This window comes from Kribbella solani (assembly GCF_014205295.1).
Lineage (GTDB): Bacteria > Actinomycetota > Actinomycetes > Propionibacteriales > Kribbellaceae > Kribbella > Kribbella solani.
Window position 1 is genome coordinate 3,003,709 of the sequence record NZ_JACHNF010000001.1, and the last position, 16,521, is coordinate 3,020,229.

The window sequence follows — 16,521 nt, forward strand, 5'->3', positions numbered from 1 at the left end:
CTCCGGACACCTCATAAGCTTCGGATAGCAGAAACTAATTCCGGTATTCTGAAGGAGCGGCAAAATGCGGGTGGCGCTCGCGGGGCTCGGGGACATAGGTCTCGGTGCACATCTGCCCGCCCTGCGCCGGCATCCGTCCGTGCGGCTGGTCCGGCTGGTCGACCCCGACGCGGGGCGGCGCGAAGCCGCCGCCGCGCAGGGGATTCCGGTCGGCGCGGACGTCGATCCGGGCGAGGTGGACGGGGTGGTGCTGGCGACGCCGCCGTGGGTGACGCCGGAGCTGGTGGTGCGGTACGCGCGCGCCGGGCTGTTCGTACTCGCGGAGAAGCCGGTCGCGACGTCGGTCGAAGCGGCCGGGGTGTACGGGCAGTTGTCCGCCGAGGAGCGCGGCCGGGTCCAGGTCGGGCTCACGTACCGGCATGATCCGGCTTTGCAGCAGCTCGCGACCTGGATCTCGGACGGCACGCTGGGTACGCCGGTGCTCGTCCGCGCGCATATCTACGACGAACCGTACGACCCGGCCGACGTCGAGCACGCCGATCGGATCATCGCGACGCTCGCGCACGGTACGCCGGTCGTCCACGAAGGTGCGCATCTGTTCGACTGGCTGAGCCATCTGCTGGGCGGGCAGCCGGAGAGCGTCGACGATGCGTGGTCGCGGATGACGCGGCCCGGGCTGCCGGCGGCCAATCTGACCGGGGCGCGGCTCAGTTACCCGGGCGGGCATCAGGCGCTGGTCGAGTTCGGCTGGTTGACCAGCGCGCTGCCGCGGTGTGAGCTGACGTTTCTCGGTGATCGTGGGTTGGCGACGCTGGACGGGTTCACGTTCGAGCTCCGGCTGCGTACGGCTGCCGAGGACCGTGAGATTCGCTTCCCGGGGGATCGGATGACTCGATGTTTCGACCTGCAGGTGCAACGCTTTGTCGACCTGTACGACGGTGCGTGCAAGGCCGGCGTGCCTTCGCTCGATGATGGGATCGCGGCGCTGCGTACCGCCCAACTCGTTGCCGGGAGGGCCTTGTGACCTTGGTGAGATGGCAGCACGGTAATCGTTCGGAGCTGGGCGAGCTGTTGCCTGAGGCAATTGTTGTGCTGCCGTTGGGGGCGACCGAGCAGCACGGTCCGCATTTGGCGACCGGTACGGACTGGATTCTGGCCGAGGCGGTTTCGCTGCGGGCTGCCTCGTTGGTACACGAGCGGGCGGCGCGGCCGCTGGTGGTGGCGCCGGTGCTGCCGTTCGGTGCTTCGGATCATCATTTGCCGTTCGGGGGGACGCTTTCGCTGTCTCCGGAGACCCTGCTGGCAGTGCTGCTCGATGTGGCTCGGTCCCTGCAAGCTGATGGCGCTCGGCGATTGCTGCTCGTCAATGGGCACGGCGGAAACACAGGCGTCTGTCACGCGGCAGCCGCTACCGCGTCAGCCCGCTACAACCTGAACGCCGCCCACGTCGATTACTGGAGTCTGCGTTCTGCTGGATCTTCCGATGTCCCCGTTCCTGGGCATGCGGGGCAGTTCGAGACTGCGTTGATGCTGGGGCTGGATGCCGGGTTTGTTGCTGAGCGCAAGGAACGGCCGGATCCGCCAGTGGGAGCGGCGGTTGATGACGTGGCGCTGCATACGGCGGAGAGCTGGCAGCGAATCGACGGGTACACGGACCGGCCCGAGCTGGCCGACCCGGCGATCGGGCGGAAATGGTTCGACCAGCTGGCGGCCGCACTCGGCGACCGCCTTCTCGAGCTCGCGGAGGTTTTGTGATCGACTTCCATACCCACACCCCGGCGTGGGAGACCGCAACCTGGCTGGGCGGTACGCCGTTCGGCGCGGACGAGTTCGTCGGGTTCATGGACTCGGCCGGGATCGAGCGCGCGGTCGTGCTCAGTCACGACGGGCTGTTCGACCCGACCCCGGAATCGAACGACCGGCTGTCCGAGTTCGTTCGCGCGTACCCGGACCGGATGATCGGCTTCGGCACCGTTGCCGTCCGCCGCAAGACGGCCGTCGCCGAAGCCGAGCGGATGGTCGGCGAGCTCGGGTTGCGCGGCCTGAAACTGCACCCGTGGTTGCAGGGCTTCAGCATGCACGAGCGGTCGCTGGACCCGATCTGCGAGGTGATCACCTCGGTCGGCGGCGTCCTGCTCAGCCACGACGGCACACCGCCGTACTCAACTGCCGGGCAGATCGCCGCGCTGGCCCGCCGGCACCCGAAACTGCGCGTCGTACTCGGTCATGGCGGACTGCACGACCTGTGGCGTGAGGCACTGGTGATGACGCAGGAGACGGAGAACCTGTACCTGTGCATCTGCGGTACGCCGCCGTACGCCGCCCGCCACATCTTGCAGGAAGCTCCGCCGCACAAGGTGATCTTCGGGACCGACGCCGGGCTGTCCGACAAGGCCAGCCAGGACTACGCGGTCGCGCGGGTCAAGGAGATCGACGGCTGGGGGATCACCGACGCGCAGCGGCACGCGATGCTTGTCGACAATCCACAACGCCTGCTGGAGCCCGCGTGACGGCCACCATCGCGGCGATCCAGACCGCGCGGGTCAGCCTGCGCGCCGCCCCGGAACTGCTGGTCCGTGGTGCCCGTGGTCCGCACGACCGGTCCGACTTCCTGCTCGTCCGCGTCGTCACCAGCGACGGCGTCGAAGGGTACGGCGAGGTCAGCGCGACCCCGATCTGGTCCGGCGAGGACGGTACGTCCGCCGAGCACTTCATCCGGACAGTGCTCGCGCCCGCGCTGATCGGCGCGCCGCTCACCCCGGTCGGTGCGGCGGATGACCTGATGGACAAGGTGCTGCAGGGTAATCCGTTCACGAAGGCGGGCGTCTCGATCGCCTTGTGGGACGCGTTCGCCCGCACCCTGGACGTTCCGCTCGCGGTGGCACTCGGCGGGCCGTACCGCCGGGAGATCCCGATCAAGCTCTCGCTCTCCGGCGACCCGGATGAGCTCGAACGCGCGTACAACGCCGCCACCGCCGCCGGGTTCGGCGCGTTCAAGGTGAAGGTCGGGCTGGGTCTCGAAGGCGACCTCCAGCGCGTCCGCCGAGCACGCGAACTGGCCGGTGACGCCTTCCTCGGCACCGACGCGAACGGTGGCTGGTCCCGAGCCGACGCCCTGCGCGCGGTTCCCGAACTGAAGGCGCTCGGTGTCGCCTTCCTGGAGCAACCGCTCGAACCACGTGACGTACGAGGCGCGTACGAGGTACGCCAGCAGGGACTGCCCGTGATCGCGGACGAATCGGTGTTCGACGTCCACGATCTCCTGACCGTGATCGAAGCACGCGCGGCCGACATGGTCAGCCTGTACGTCGGGAAGAGCGCCGGACCCGGACGTGCGGTCCGGATGGGACAACTCGCCGCGGCGCACGGCGTCGACGTCCTGATCGGATCGAACGGCGAGCTGGGCCTCGGCGCCGCCGCCCAGTTGCACGTGGCGGCCGCACTGCCGGCGTTGTCGGCGTACCCGAGCGACATCATCGGCGCGCACTACTACACCGAGGACGTGCTGGCGAAACCGCTCGACAGTGACGGGCGGCGGGTCCGGCTGACCGACGAGCCCGGCCTGGGCGTGACCTTGCGAGACGACTTGTTGCGGGAGTTCCGATGATTGTCGACGTTCATGCGCACACCCCGACCCACCGGGACGCGGTTCCGGCGGCCGAGCGCCAGGTGTACGACAACTGGCGCAACGACCGCCCGGTGGTCACCACCAACTCGTGGGCCGACTACGACACCGCGATGGAAGCCGCCGACGTGACGATTGTCTTCAATATTTTTGTCGACAATCCACTTGAGCTGACCGGACTCCCCTACCTGCCGGAGCGCACCAACGACGCCACCGCGGAGTTCGTCCAGGACAACCCGGCGAAGCGGATCGGCTTCATGTCGGTGAACCCGACCCTGCCCGGCGCGCTGGAAGAAGCGGACCGCTGCCGCGAGCTCGGCCTGGTCGGCATCAAGCTCGGCCCGAACTACCAGAACTTCGATCCGCTCAGCGAGCCGGCCTTCGCCTTCTACGACTACTGCCAGCGGCACGGCCTGCCGATCCTGTTCCACTCCGGCGCGTCCCCGATGCGGCACGCGCCCCTTCAGTACACCTATCCCCTGGTCACCGACGAGATCGCCCTGCGGTACCCGGAGCTCCGGATCGTGATGGCGCACATGGGCCACCCGTGGAGCCGGGAAACCGTGGTGACGATCCGCAAGCACCCCCACGTGTACGCGGACGTGTCGTCGATCTACCTGCGCCCGTGGGTGCTCTACCAGTCCCTGATCAACGCGGTCGAGTGGGGCGCGACCGGCAAGCTGCTGCTCGGGTCGGACTTCCCGATCGCCACCACCGGCGAGGCGATCGCCGGTTTGTACACCGTCAACGACATGCTCGAAGGCACCAAGCTGCCGCGCGTACCGGACGAGGTCATCGACGGCATCGTGCACGCGGACGCTCTGGGCGCGCTCGGGCTGGAGGTGCCCGCATGATCATCGACGCCCATGTCCGGATCGGCGACGGCCGCGAGGTCAGCCTGAAGCCGGCCGAGCTGCTCGCCACGATGGATGCCCTCGGCATCGATCAGGCGCTGATCGCGCCGTCCGAACGCTGCATCGCCTACGACAACCGCGAGGGCAACGAGGACACCACCAACGCCGCCGCGGATTCCGGCGGCCGCCTGTTCGCGTACGCGGTCGCCAACCCGTGGCGCGGCCGGGCCGCCCTGGACGAACTGGACCGGGCCCGCGACGCCGGCGCGGTCGCGCTCGCGGTCGACTCGGTGCTGCAGGGCTTCGACCTGCTCGACGGCCTGCTGGACCCGCTGCTCGACTTCGCCGCGACGGCCGGCTGGTTCGTCTACGTCCGCACCGGTACGCCCGCCAACGCCGTACCGCTGCCGCTCGCCAGCCTGGCCCGCCGCCGGCCCGAGCTTCCGGTGCTGATGGGCAAGAGCGGCGCCACCGACTTCTGGATCGACGCGGTGCCGGCGCTGCTGCACGCGCCCAACCTGTACGGCGACACGTCGTACGCGCCCTGGGACACCGTGCTCAGCGGATTCCTCGCCGAGCCCGGGATCGGGGCCGATCGGCTGGTGTTCTCGACCGATTCGCCGTACACGGTGCCACTCGCCGAGGTGGACCGGATCCGGGACTGGCCGGTCGATCCGGAGCAGAAGGCCGCGGTGTTCGGCGGCAACCTCGCCCGGTTACTGGGGCGATCGTGACCACACAACGGGAGGCAGAAATGGTCACCACCACCGAGCTCGGGGCCGAACGGCCCACGGACGCGTCGCTGCTGGTACGCGGCGTGTCCCCGGTCCTGGAGGTTCCGTTCACCGCCGACGGCGACGTCGACTACCACGGCTTCGACCGGGTCGTGCGGTACGTGCTGGGCACGGGGGTGACGAGTGCGATGTTCCCCGGCTTCGCGTCCGAGTTCCACAAGTTGTCCGAGGACGAGCGCCGCCGGCTGACCGAGATCCTGTTGTCGCACACCCGCGATCGCCCGGACGTCGCCGCCGTGGTCGCCGTCCAGGACCACGCGACCCAGCTGGCCGCCCGCCGGGCGCGCGAGTCGGTCGAGGCCGGCGCCGACCTGATCAACCTGCTGCCGCCGCACTTCCTGTCCCCGTCCCGCGGCTCGCTGGAGCAGCACGTCCGCGCCGTACTGACCGCGATCGACCCGGTCCCGATGGTGCTGCAGTACGCGCCGACCGAGACCGGCACCAGCCTGGACGCCGATCTGCTCCGGCTGATCGCCACCGACCACCCGAACCTGCGCCTGGTCAAGGTCGAGTCGAGCCCGCCCGGCCCACTCATCGCCGAGCTCGCTCAAGGCACGCCGGCCCTCGCGGCAGTTGAGGGGTACGCGGGGGTGCAGCTCCCGGACGCGGTCCGCCGGGGCGCGGTCGGTACGCAACCAGGGTGTTCGCTGACCGAGGTGTACGTCGAGATCTGGCAGCGCCTCACCACCGGCGACGGCGAGGCGGGCGTCGACCTGCACCGCCGCCTGCTCCCGTACATCTCGTACTGGATGCTCGACACCGAGCGGATCATCGCCGCCGAGAAGCTGATCTCGGTCCGCCGCGGCCTGTTCGCCAGCCCGTACTGCCGCGAACCCGCGCACCGCCTGGACGCCGAAGAGGTCCGCATGGTCGACCGCCTCCTCGCCGAGTTCGCCGACTTCCTCCCCCACCTGGGCTGAAACCATTTGAGTGGTTAACCTCAGCGGTTGCCCCTTCACCTCCCGCCTGCGATGGGTGAAGGGGCAACCTGCGTGGTTAACCACTCAAATGGCGTTCAGGGTGGGCGCCCGGGGTGGGCGGCCCCGGGTGGGCGCCCGGGGGCCGGCGTTCGGGGGGGTGGGGTCAGGGGTTGCGGAGGCGGGCGGTCAGGGCGTGGCCGTGCATCAGCTCGGCGTCGGCGATGGCGGCGGTCGACGGTGCGATGGTGCGGGCGCCGTCGGCGGTCAGGCGTTGGTACGTGACCGTCTTCAGGAACTTGCCTACCCACAGACCACCCGTGTACCGAGCGGCGCGCGCGGTCGGCAGTACGTGGTTCGTACCGATCGACTTGTCGGAGAACGCGACGGTGGCCTCCGGGCCGATGAAGAGCGAACCGTAGTTCCGCAGGTTCGCCGCGTACCAGTCGTCGTCCGTGGTCTGTACTTCGAGGTGCTCGGCCGCATACGCGTCGGACACCTGTACGGCCTCTTCGCGTGACTCGCACACCACGACGGTCCCGTGCTCCCGCCAAGCGGCGCCGGCCACCTCCTTGGTCGGCCAGTCCCCGTCCAGCCAGCGATCGACCTCGGCGATCACCGCCGTACCGAACTCGCGGGACGTGGTGACGAGAAGCGCCGGACTGTTCGGGCCGTGCTCGGCCTGACCGAGCAGATCGGCCGCGACCAGGCGCGCGTCGGCCGACTCGTCCGCGATCACCGCGACCTCGGTCGGACCCGCGAGCAGGTCGATCCCGACCGTCCCGAACAGCTGCCGCTTCGCCTCCGCCACGTACGCGTTGCCGGCGCCGACGACCAGGTCGACCGGCGGTACGTCTTCGATGCCGAAGGCAAGCGCCGCGAACGCCTGGACGCCACCAAGGCAGAGAATCACGTCCGCGCCGGCCAGGTCCATCGTGTACAGCTGGGGACCGTAGATGCCCTGAGCGTCACGCGGCGGGGCGACCGCGACGACGGTGTCCACGCCCGCGACCTTCGGCACCGTCACGGTCATGATCGACGACGCGATCAGCGGATAACGCCCACCCGGCGAGTACGAACCGACCTTCGACACCGGAAGATGCCGGTGGCCGAGGACCACGCCCGGCATCGTTTCGACTTCCAGGTCGGTCAGGGTGGCCCGCTGCGCCCGCGCGAACTGCTCCACCTGCGACCGGGCGAACTCCAGCTGCCCGGCCAGCTCCTCGTCGACCGTCTCGGCGGCGGCCTTGATCCGATCGGCCGAGACGACGAACGACTCCGGTTCCCAGCGGTCCAGCTGGGCGGACCAGCGACGGATCGCCGGACCACCCTCGTGCTCGACCTCGGACAGAATCCGGCTGACGGTGTCGATCACGTCCTGCTGCCGCTCGACGCGTTGCGGCCATCCGGTCTTGAGATGTTCAGCCATCACCGCTCACCTTCCTGCGTAGACCCGCGAGATCGCCGCGAAGATACGCGCCGAACGGTCCCGCAGGTAGTGGTCGTAGACCGCGAACACTGGACCACTTCCGCGCAGAATCCAGTCGCTGTTCTCCTCGAATCCGCCGTTGCGGACCCCGAGCCCGATCGACTCGACATGGTCCACCCCGACGTCGATCATCTGCCCGGCAGTCTCCTGCAGTACGTGCAGCCGGAAGGTCAGCTCGACTTCGTTGCGCCCGGCAACGTACTTGGTGACGTCGACCGGGCCTTCCATGCCGTCACCGTTGGTCCACACCGGCCAGCGCTGCTCGTACAGATCCATGGTCCAGACGACCGTGTCGTCGATCAGCATCTCCAGCTGGTACCGGCCGGGCTCGATGCCGTTCGCGAGGAACCAGCGGTGGTACCAGAACGACACCTCGTAGCGGGACAGGCGCGGATCGACGGGTACGCGCTGGGTGGCCGACGCGGTCGATCCGGCCGCGGCGCGGGCGCGCGAGTTGACCAGCGCCAGCCGGCCGTTGCCGTACATCGCCTTGTTCTCGACCGTCGGCGCCGGGCCGTCGTCGAGCTGCGTCCCGTACGAGACCACGCCGGGGATCTTGCCCGCGGCAACGTACTCGGCGGTCGTCGTCAGCGTCGCGGTGCAGTACTCAGGGGTCGCGTGCAGCGGCGCGTCCAGGAACCGGCCGGTGTAGATCAGCGGGATCAGTTCCAGCCCGCGCGGATCGGTCAGCGCCAGGATCTCGTCCATCGACCGGGCCAGCGAGCCGGCGATCGTGGTGTTCTCGTACGGGCCGTCCAGGAACGGGTAGATGATCCCGTCCACGAACTCGCCGTACTTGTCCAGGAACTCGGCGTTGGTCGCCATCCCGAAGTACGCGCAGGTGTAGAACCGCAGCTCCGGGCTGATCGCGGCAGCCGCGGCCAGGAACTCGCGCATGTACTCGGGCGTGAACAAGGACGCGTTGTTGCCGACCTCGAAGTCGTCGATCGCCCAGGCCTTGAAGTTCGGGTACTTCACCGCGAGCTCCGCGAACGCCTTCGCCCAGGCGACGTAGTCCAGCCGGTACGGGCGGGACGCGCGGCCGTAGTCGGAGGTTTCGGTCGGCGGCACGATGTACGGGATCACGTCGATGCCGGCGGCCGCGGCGGCCGGCATGAACTCGTCCACCAGGTCGTCGTAGTCTCCTGCGCAGTCCCAGATGCAGTACAGGTAGGTGTTCGCGTTCAGGTCGAGCAGCCGGCGGATCAATGCCGGCGTGTCCAGGTGCCGGTAGCCGTCCGCGCGCGGCTCGCGCTCGCGAAGCGTCGCGCCGACCGTGTTGCCACCGGTGAGAGTGGCTTTGATACCGCCGGTGGGCTGGGGATACGGACCGTGCGTGGTCATCCGAACCACTCCTCAGGGTATTTTCGAGATTTCGAAAACAATTCCGCCATCTCAGAAAAGCCTAAGTCCGTCGCCGGGTCGCGGCAAGCCTCAGCCGGCTTCGGGTTCCGGCGGGCGGCGTGGCGAGCGTTCGGTGAGCGGTCTGGCGAGGGGTGCCGCGAGGGTCAGAGGTCGGTCGCGCCGAGCCGCGCGGAGATGACGCCGGCCAGCTCGACCAGGCCGGTCTGCGCCTGCTTGCGCTTGTCCCGGGTCAGGTCGCGGGCGAACGAGGTGACCCCGACCGCGCCGGTGACATGTCCACCGGCCGCGAAGAACGGCGCCGCGAGGCAGGCGATGTCGGCCTGCTCCTCCTGGTCCTCGACCGCGAAACCCTGTTTGGCCACCCGGGCCAGCTCGGCCCGGAAGCTCTCCTCGTCGACCGGCTTGCCCTTCGGGCCGTACCCGCGCTCCAGCTTGCCGAGCAGCGGCGTCAGCTCCTCCTCGGGCAGGTACGCGGCGATCGCCCGGCCGAGCGCGGTCAGGTTGAAGTGCGAGACCTTGCCCGGGAACGTGTCGAACTGGATGAAGCCGGGCATCGCCGCCTTCGCCACGTACACGACCGAGGAACCGGTCAGGACACCGATGTGCACCGGCATGCCGAGCTGGTCGGCCAGATCGCGCATCTCCCGGGAGGCGACCGAGGACAGGTCGACCTTGCGGATCAGTTGCGTGGCCAGCCCGTACAGCCGCAGGGTCGGCCGCCAGAAGTGGCTCCGGCCGACCACCCGGCGGGTCGCGTAGTCCCGCTGTTCGAGGGTGTAGACGATCGACGCGCAGGTGGCCAGCGGGATGTTCGCCTTCTTGGCCAGCGCGGTCAGCGTGAGCTCCTCGTCGGACTCGACCAGCGTCTCCAGGACGGTCAGCGCCCGGGCGACCGCCGGTGACGGCGATCGGTCCCCCGCTGTCTCACTCACCATGCTCGGAGTGTAGCGCCCGGACCGGAAGCTGTCTTCGAATCGGCGTATATACAGGATAATGAAAATGTAACTCAGATCTTGAAGTATGCTGAGATTCGTGTCACTGTCCCGGAAAGAGCACCGACCGGCGGACTCCGTCCGCGGGAAGCACCGACTGGCGGACTCCGTCCGCGAAGAGCGCTAATTGGCGGACCCCGTCCGCGTGGGAGGTAGCCACCGTGTCCGATCCCCTGAGCCGCCGGACGTTTCTCCGGGTCTCCGGCCTCACCCTGTCCGCGTCGGCGGTCGCGGGCTGTTCGTTCTTCTCCACCGATGCAAAGAAGACCACCGGATCCGCGGCCGCTGACGCGGGCGCGAAGGAGTCGCCGGTCCTGACCGCGATGGTCAAGGACGGCAAGCTTCCACCGCTTGAACAGCGGCTGCCGAAGAACCCGATGGTGATCAAACCGATCCAGAGCCCCGGCAAGTTCGGTGGGGTGCTGCAGCGCGGCCAGATCGACCGGAACGCGACGCAGAACCAGTACGCCGAGTTCGCCGGTCTGCTGGAGTGGACCCCGACGACGCCCGCCGAGCCCGGCCCCGGCCTGGCCGAGAAGTGGGAGGTGCTGGAGGACGGCAAGGTCTACGTCTTCCACCTCCGCGAAGGCGTCAAGTGGTCCGACGGGCAGCCGTTCACCGCCGACGACCTGATGTTCGCGTACGAGAAGGAGTTCCTGAACAAGGAGCTCAACCCGGTCTTCCCCGGCTGGCTGGCGCCTGGCGGCAAGCCCGGCAAGTTCGTCAAGGTCGACGACCACACGCTGCGGATGGAGTTCGAGGTACCGCACGGTCTGCTGCTGAAGTACCTGTGCTTCATCGGCCTGACCGGTTTCGGCTCGTCGTCGACGGTACTGCTGCCGGCGCACTACCTGAAGCAGTTCCACAAGGACTTCGTCTCGCCGGCCCAGCTGAAGACGCTGATGAAGAAGTACCCGGCGCCGTCCTGGGCCGACTTCTTCAAGAGCCGCCGCGACATCTGGAAGAACGCCGACGCGCCGATCCTCGGTCCGTGGAAGCTGGTCGCGCCGCTGCAGGGCTCCGGCGTGACGGCCCGGCTCGAGCGCAATCCGTACTACTGGAAGGTCGACGAGCAAGGGCGTCAGCTCCCGTACATCGACACCCAGCAGTACACGGTGATGCCGGCCGAGACGCTCGGCCTGCGCGGCGCGAACGGTCAGCTCGATCTGCAGGTCACCGACATCCAGGCCGAACAGCTTCCGCTGCTGATCAAGAACCAGGAATCCAAGGGCTACAAGGTGAACCGCTGGGTCGCCGAGCCGAACACCTCGCTGAACCTGAACCAGAGCCACCCCGACCCGGTGCTGCGCGCGCTGTTCCAGAAGGTCGACTTCCGTGCCGGACTCTCGCATGCGATCAACCGCAAGGAGATGAACGACGCGCTGTTCGCCGGCCAGGGCTTCATCCGGCACCCCTGCGCGCAGCCCGAGGACGAGTACTTCGAGAAGGGCATGGGCCAGCGGTTCATCGAGTACGACGTCGCCGAAGCGAACAAACGGCTCGACGCCGCCGGGCTGACCCAGCGCGGACCGGACGGCATGCGGCTGCGGCCGGACGGCAAGAAGATGCAGCTCGTCGGCCGGTGCTTCGAGGTCGGCGTCGGCATCGACGCGATCAGCGTGCTGGAGTACGCGCAGCGGTACTGGAAGGCGGTCGGGATCGACCTGGTCGCCAAGCCGATGACGCCGGAACTCTGGTACGAGGAGATCCCGCACGGCGACTACGACCTGGTCGCGTACCCGCCGGCCACGATCCTGTGGGACATCGACTCGCTCTGGTACATCCCGACCAACGGGCTGACGTACTGGGCGCCGAAGTACGGCAACTGGTACGGCAACCCGAAGGACAAGTTCGCGCTCGAACCGGCCGGCGACATCCGCAAACTGCAGACGCTGTACGACCAGCTGGTCACCACCGCCGACAAGGACAAGCGGCTCGAACTCGGGCGCCAGATCCTCAAGCTGCACGATCAGAACGTCTGGATCATCGGCACCGTCGGTACGCCGTTCCAGCCGCTGATCGCGGCCGGCGACCTGCGGAACGTACGCCCGGACGCGATCGCCAGCTTCCGTACCCACTACGAGAACGCCTCGTCGCCGGAGCAGATGTACTTCGACTCCCCGGAGAAGCACTCCTGACCCGAAGGGATCCCCTTGGCCGGCTATTTGGTCCGCCGCCTGCTGGCGATGCTGCCCACTGTCCTGCTGATCTCACTGGTGTCGTTCCTGATCATCCAGCTGCCGCCCGGCGACTTCCTGACCACGGTCGTCGCCAAACTGCAGCAGCAGGGTCAGACGGTCGGCTCCGACCAGCTCGCGGCGCTGCGCGCCCAGTACGCGCTGGACAAGTCACCACTCGAGCAGTACCTGCGGTGGATGACGAACATCGTGCTGCACGGCGATTTCGGGCAGTCGTTCCAGTACAACAAACCTGTTTCGACCCTGCTGGGTGAGCGGCTGCCGCTGACGATGGGCCTCGGTCTGGCGACCTGGCTGATCGGGTGGACGGTGGCGCTGATCGCGGGCATCTACTCGGCCGCGCGCCGGTACTCCAAGCTCGACTACGTCATCACCGCGCTGACGTTCCTCGGGCTTGCCGTACCGGGGTTCCTGATCGCGCTGACCGTGGTGTACCTGGAGTTCAAACTGTTCGGGGTGACGTTGTCGGGGATCGTCTCGCCGGAGTTCGAAGACGCGTCGTGGAATCTCGGCAAGTTGCTCGATCTGCTCAATCACCTCTGGCTGCCGGTGCTCGTACTGGCATCCGGTGGGGTCGCGGGCACGATCCGCGTCCTGCGGGCGAATCTGCTGGACGAGTTGCACAAGCCGTACGTCACCGCGGCGCGGGCGCGTGGGCTGGATGAGCGGAAACTACTGATGCGTTACCCGACGCGGGTCGCGCTCAACCCGTTCATCGCCACCATCGGGTGGACGATCCCGGCGCTGTTCGACGGCGAGGTACTGGTGGCGAGCGTGCTCGGGCTGGAGACAACCGGGCCGCTGCTGCTGAACGCGCTGAAGAGCCAGGACATGTACCTGGCCGGCGGGATCATCCTGATCGCCTGCGTGCTGACGGTGATCGGCACGCTGATTTCCGACCTGTTGCTCGCGGCCGTCGACGCGCGGGTCCGGATCGGGTACGCGGGGAGTTCCAAATGACCGTGCTGCAGACCCCTACCGCCGCTTCCCCCGACGAGGTCCCGGCCGCGGCCGAACCGACGCTTGCGCTGGCGTCCCAGCAGACGCTGATCTGGCGGCGGTTCAAACGCAACAAACTCGCCGTCGTCTCGCTGTGGATCGTCGGGTTCATCTACTTCACGGCGGCGTTCTGCGAGTTCCTCGCGCCACAGACCCAGGAGACGTACGCGTCCGATCGCGCGTACGCGCCACCGCAGTTGATGAAGGTGTCGTTCACCTCCAGTCCGCATCTGTTCGTCAACGGGTACAAGGGCACGCCCAATCCCGAGACGCTGCTCCGCGACTACACGGTCGACAAATCGCAGCGGTACGGCATCCGGTTGTTCGCGAAAGGTGATCACTACAAGCTGTGGGGGCTGATTCCGTCCGACCGGCACCTGATCGGGCCGAGTCAGCCGGGGGCGCCGTTCCATCTGCTCGGCACCGACGACCAGGGCCGCGACAATCTGTCCCGGGTGATCTACGGGACGCGGATCTCGATGTCGGTCGGGTTGATCGGTGTCAGTGCGGCCCTTGTTCTCGGCCTGTTGCTCGGCGGCATCTCCGGGTACTTCGGTGGGTTGGTCGACGGGATCGTGCAGCGGGTGATCGAGTTCTTCATGTCGATCCCGACGCTGCCGCTCTGGCTCGGCCTGGCGGCCGCGGTACCACCTGGGTGGAGCGCGTTGAAGACGTACTTCGCGATCACGCTGATCCTGTCGCTGATCGGCTGGACCGGGCTGGCACGGGTGATCCGCAGCCGGTTCCTGCAGATCCGCGGCGAGGACTTCGTACTCGCGGCCGAGCTGGACGGCGCGCGCTGGCATCGCGTCGTCGGCCGGCACATGCTGCCGGCGTTCACCAGCCACATCATCGCGTCGCTCACCCTCGCCGTACCCGGGATGATCCTCGGCGAGACCGCGCTGTCGTTCCTCGGGCTCGGCCTGCAGGCGCCGGTGGTGAGCTGGGGCGTGCTGCTCAGCGGGGCGCAGAGCATCCGGGTACTGACCGCGGCGCCCTGGCTGCTGGCCGCCGGAGCCGCGGTGGTGATCGCGGTGATGGCGCTGAACTTCGTCGGTGACGGTCTGCGGGACGCCGCCGACCCGTACGAGTCATGAGGAGGCAGATCATCGAGCCGCTGCTGGAGATCGAGAAGCTCAGTACGCACTTCGAAACCGCCGACGGTCTGGTCAAGGCGGTCGACGACGTGACTCTGCGGGTCGAACCGGGGAAGACGCTGTGCATCGTCGGCGAATCCGGCTGTGGCAAGAGCGTCACCGCCCGCTCGATCCTCCGGCTGGTCGACCCACCCGGCCGAATCGTTGCCGGCCGCATCAACTTCCGCTCCCGCGAAGCTGAAGAAGCTGTTGATCTTGCCGCGCTGGATCCGCGCGGGCCGGAGTTGCGGCGGATCCGGGGCAAAGAGATCGGGATGGTGTTCCAGGAGCCGATGGTGGCGCTCAGCCCGGTGCACACGATCGGGCAGCAGCTGGTCGAGGTGCTCCGGCTGCACGAGCAGCTGGGCAAGAAGGAGGCCCGCGAACGCGCCATCGCCGAGCTGCGCGGTGTTGGGATCCCAAACCCCGAGCAGCGCATCGACGCGTACTCCTTCCAGCTCTCCGGCGGGATGCGGCAGCGCGCGATGATCGCGATGGCGCTTGCTTGCCGCCCGCAACTACTGATCGCGGACGAACCGACCACCGCCCTCGACGTCACCACCCAGGCCCAGATCCTGCGACTGCTGCGCAAGCTGCAGGAGGAGCGCGGGATGGCGATCCTGTTCATCACCCACGACCTCGGCGTGGTCGCCGAGCTGGCCGACCGGGTCGCGGTGATGTACCTCGGCAACGTGGTCGAGGAGTGCGACGTCGACTCCTTGTTCCACGATCCACGGCACCCGTACACGCGGGCGCTGCTGCGCTCCGTACCGCGGATCGAACGGCGGGCCCGGCGTCGATTGCCGACAATCCGCGGGCAGGTTCCGCATCCGCAGCAGCGGCCGAGCGGTTGCCCGTACCGGACGCGCTGCGATCACGTCGTCCTCGGCGAGTGTGATGTCGACAATCCTGACCTGGTCAGCGACGGGGAGCGCGAGGTCCGCTGCGTGCACTACCCGACCGCGGACAGCATCCGGGCCGGGCACGAACTGGAGCACGAGGAGGTGGCCGCCGATGCCGGCTGAGGAGATCCTGCGGGTCGAAGGCCTGACCATGCGATTCACCGGCGGCGCCGGGCTGTTCGGCCGGCGGAACCGGACGACCGTACACGCGGTCGACGACGTCGATCTGGTCGTCCGGCGCGGCGAGACGCTCGGTCTGGTCGGTGAGTCGGGGTGTGGCAAGACCACGCTCGGGCGCTGCATCCTGCGGGCGCACAAACCGACCACGGGGCGGATTGTGTACCGGCGCGCCGACGGGTCCGAAGTCGACCTGGCCGGCCTGTCCCGGAGTCAGCTGCGCCCGTTGCGGACCGAGATCCGGACCGTCTTCCAGGACCCGAACTCCTCGCTCAACCCGCGGATGACCGTGCAGCAGATCGTCGCCGAGCCGCTGATTGTCAACAATCTAGCGAGCGGGAGCGAGGTGAAGGACCGGGTCGCCGAAGCGCTGCGGCGCTGTGGTCTACGGCCCGAGCTGATGCGGCGCTACCCGCACGCATTCTCCGGTGGCGAGCGGCAGCGGATCGGGATCGCCCGGGCGCTGGTCACCGAGCCCCGGCTGGTGGTCGCGGACGAGGCGGTCAGCGCGCTCGACGTATCGGTCCGCAGTCAGATCCTCAACCTGATGGAGGACCTGCAGGACGAGCTCGGTCTGACCTACGTGTTCATCTCGCACGATCTGTCGGTGATCCAGCACCTGTGTACGCGGGTCGCCGTCATGTACCTCGGGCGGATCGTCGAAGAGGCCGAGACCGAGGACTTGTTCGACCATCCCCAGCATCCGTACACCGAGGCGCTGCTGCGATCGGTCCCGCGACCGGACCCACGGTTGCGGCGCCGCGACGAGGTGCTCCCGGCCGGCGAGGTGCCGACGCCGGACGAGCACTTCACCGGCTGCCGCTTCCAGCCCCGCTGCCGGTATGCCATCGACCTCTGCAGCCAGACCGAGCCCACCACCGTACCCCGCTGCCACCGCGCCGAGGAACTCACCCTGGACGGTGTGTACGCATCCCACGCCGACGCTGACGTCACCCGCTGATGTCCGCGTCGCGGAGGTGATGTTCGCGTCGCGGAGATGATGCTGGGGTCGCGGAGGTGAGCGCTCGGTGCGAGGGGATCCTGTGGGTTGAAGGTTCGCTGGAGGGAGTGGG

The 16,521-nt window shown here is 68.2% G+C and carries 15 protein-coding genes; 12 read left to right on the forward strand and 3 right to left on the reverse strand.

Annotation, left to right across the window (positions count from 1 at the left end; translation table 11 throughout):
- Nucleotides 1–64 precede the first annotated feature (64 nt).
- From HDA44_RS13410 to HDA44_RS13440, 7 genes are read left to right on the forward strand one after another with little or no spacing between them, the layout of a single operon-like run.
- A complete protein-coding gene (locus tag HDA44_RS13410) occupies nt 65–1,024 on the forward strand; it encodes a Gfo/Idh/MocA family protein (RefSeq protein WP_184834292.1) in 960 nt (319 codons plus the stop codon).
- Nucleotides 1,021–1,755, forward strand: coding sequence for a creatininase family protein (locus HDA44_RS13415; RefSeq protein WP_184834293.1), 735 nt, complete (start codon nt 1,021–1,023; stop codon nt 1,753–1,755). Before HDA44_RS13410 ends, HDA44_RS13415 begins: the two co-directional genes overlap by 4 nt.
- Nucleotides 1,752–2,510, forward strand: coding sequence for an amidohydrolase family protein (locus HDA44_RS13420; RefSeq protein ID WP_184834294.1), 759 nt, complete (start codon nt 1,752–1,754; stop codon nt 2,508–2,510). Before HDA44_RS13415 ends, HDA44_RS13420 begins: the two co-directional genes overlap by 4 nt.
- On the forward strand, nt 2,507–3,607 hold the full coding sequence (locus HDA44_RS13425) for an enolase C-terminal domain-like protein (protein ID WP_184834295.1): 1,101 nt from the start codon (nt 2,507–2,509) through the stop codon (nt 3,605–3,607). The genes HDA44_RS13420 and HDA44_RS13425 overlap by 4 nt, the downstream gene beginning before the upstream one ends.
- Entirely contained in the window at nt 3,604–4,479 is an 876-nt protein-coding gene (locus HDA44_RS13430) for an amidohydrolase family protein (RefSeq protein WP_184834297.1), read from the forward strand. Before HDA44_RS13425 ends, HDA44_RS13430 begins: the two co-directional genes overlap by 4 nt.
- Nucleotides 4,476–5,213 carry an amidohydrolase family protein gene (locus HDA44_RS13435; protein ID WP_184834299.1) on the forward strand — a complete coding sequence of 246 codons (738 nt, stop codon included), beginning with the start codon at nt 4,476–4,478 and terminating at the stop codon, nt 5,211–5,213. The genes HDA44_RS13430 and HDA44_RS13435 overlap by 4 nt, the downstream gene beginning before the upstream one ends.
- Nucleotides 5,210–6,193: a dihydrodipicolinate synthase family protein gene (locus tag HDA44_RS13440; RefSeq protein ID WP_337905944.1), complete on the forward strand. Its 984-nt coding sequence runs from the start codon at nt 5,210–5,212 to the stop codon at nt 6,191–6,193. The genes HDA44_RS13435 and HDA44_RS13440 overlap by 4 nt, the downstream gene beginning before the upstream one ends.
- Nucleotides 6,194–6,356: 163 nt before the next feature.
- Here the strand turns inward: HDA44_RS13440 and hisD are convergent, their stop codons facing one another.
- The 3 genes from hisD to HDA44_RS13455 form a co-directional block, all read right to left on the reverse strand.
- Nucleotides 6,357–7,619, reverse strand: coding sequence for a histidinol dehydrogenase (gene hisD / locus HDA44_RS13445; RefSeq protein ID WP_184834301.1), 1,263 nt, complete (start codon nt 7,617–7,619; stop codon nt 6,357–6,359).
- Between the two features lie 6 nt (nt 7,620–7,625).
- Nucleotides 7,626–9,023: a hypothetical protein gene (locus HDA44_RS13450; protein ID WP_184834303.1), complete on the reverse strand. Its 1,398-nt coding sequence runs from the start codon at nt 9,021–9,023 to the stop codon at nt 7,626–7,628.
- A gap of 164 nt (nt 9,024–9,187) precedes the next feature.
- On the reverse strand, nt 9,188–9,979 hold the full coding sequence (locus HDA44_RS13455; protein WP_184834305.1) for an IclR family transcriptional regulator: 792 nt from the start codon (nt 9,977–9,979) through the stop codon (nt 9,188–9,190).
- 218 nt (nt 9,980–10,197) lie between these two features.
- On the opposite strand from HDA44_RS13455, the gene HDA44_RS13460 reads away from it, so the two are divergent.
- Genes HDA44_RS13460 through HDA44_RS13480 form a run of 5 tightly spaced genes read left to right on the forward strand, consistent with a single transcriptional unit; the run spans nt 10,198 to nt 16,409 of the window.
- Entirely contained in the window at nt 10,198–12,174 is a 1,977-nt protein-coding gene (locus HDA44_RS13460) for an ABC transporter substrate-binding protein (RefSeq protein ID WP_184834307.1), read from the forward strand.
- Nucleotides 12,175–12,189: 15 nt separating this feature from the next.
- The gene (locus tag HDA44_RS13465) at nt 12,190–13,194 is read left to right on the forward strand and encodes an ABC transporter permease (RefSeq protein ID WP_184834309.1); all 1,005 of its coding nucleotides are present in this window, start codon (nt 12,190–12,192) and stop codon (nt 13,192–13,194) included.
- On the forward strand, nt 13,191–14,330 hold the full coding sequence (locus HDA44_RS13470) for an ABC transporter permease (RefSeq protein ID WP_184834311.1): 1,140 nt from the start codon (nt 13,191–13,193) through the stop codon (nt 14,328–14,330). Before HDA44_RS13465 ends, HDA44_RS13470 begins: the two co-directional genes overlap by 4 nt.
- A complete protein-coding gene (locus HDA44_RS13475) occupies nt 14,327–15,394 on the forward strand; it encodes an ABC transporter ATP-binding protein (RefSeq protein WP_184834313.1) in 1,068 nt (355 codons plus the stop codon). The genes HDA44_RS13470 and HDA44_RS13475 overlap by 4 nt, the downstream gene beginning before the upstream one ends.
- Complete coding sequence (locus tag HDA44_RS13480; RefSeq protein ID WP_184834315.1) at nt 15,384–16,409, forward strand: ABC transporter ATP-binding protein; 1,026 nt, start codon at nt 15,384–15,386, stop codon at nt 16,407–16,409. Before HDA44_RS13475 ends, HDA44_RS13480 begins: the two co-directional genes overlap by 11 nt.
- The last annotated feature ends 112 nt before the right edge of the window (nt 16,410–16,521 follow it).

Excerpts from the sequence above, each read along its gene's own strand:
- HDA44_RS13450 (WP_184834303.1), bottom strand. The coding sequence starts at position 9,023 with ATGACCACGCACGGTCCGTATCCCCAGCCCACCGGCGGTATCAAAGCC.
- hisD (WP_184834301.1), bottom strand. The coding sequence starts at position 7,619 with ATGGCTGAACATCTCAAGACCGGATGGCCGCAACGCGTCGAGCGGCAG.
- HDA44_RS13470 (WP_184834311.1), top strand. The coding sequence starts at position 13,191 with ATGACCGTGCTGCAGACCCCTACCGCCGCTTCCCCCGACGAGGTCCCG.
- HDA44_RS13410 (WP_184834292.1), top strand. The coding sequence starts at position 65 with ATGCGGGTGGCGCTCGCGGGGCTCGGGGACATAGGTCTCGGTGCACAT.
- HDA44_RS13475 (WP_184834313.1), top strand. The coding sequence starts at position 14,327 with ATGAGGAGGCAGATCATCGAGCCGCTGCTGGAGATCGAGAAGCTCAGT.
- HDA44_RS13480 (WP_184834315.1), top strand. The coding sequence starts at position 15,384 with ATGCCGGCTGAGGAGATCCTGCGGGTCGAAGGCCTGACCATGCGATTC.
- HDA44_RS13455 (WP_184834305.1), bottom strand. The coding sequence starts at position 9,979 with ATGGTGAGTGAGACAGCGGGGGACCGATCGCCGTCACCGGCGGTCGCC.
- HDA44_RS13430 (WP_184834297.1), top strand. The coding sequence starts at position 3,604 with ATGATTGTCGACGTTCATGCGCACACCCCGACCCACCGGGACGCGGTT.
- HDA44_RS13435 (WP_184834299.1), top strand. The coding sequence starts at position 4,476 with ATGATCATCGACGCCCATGTCCGGATCGGCGACGGCCGCGAGGTCAGC.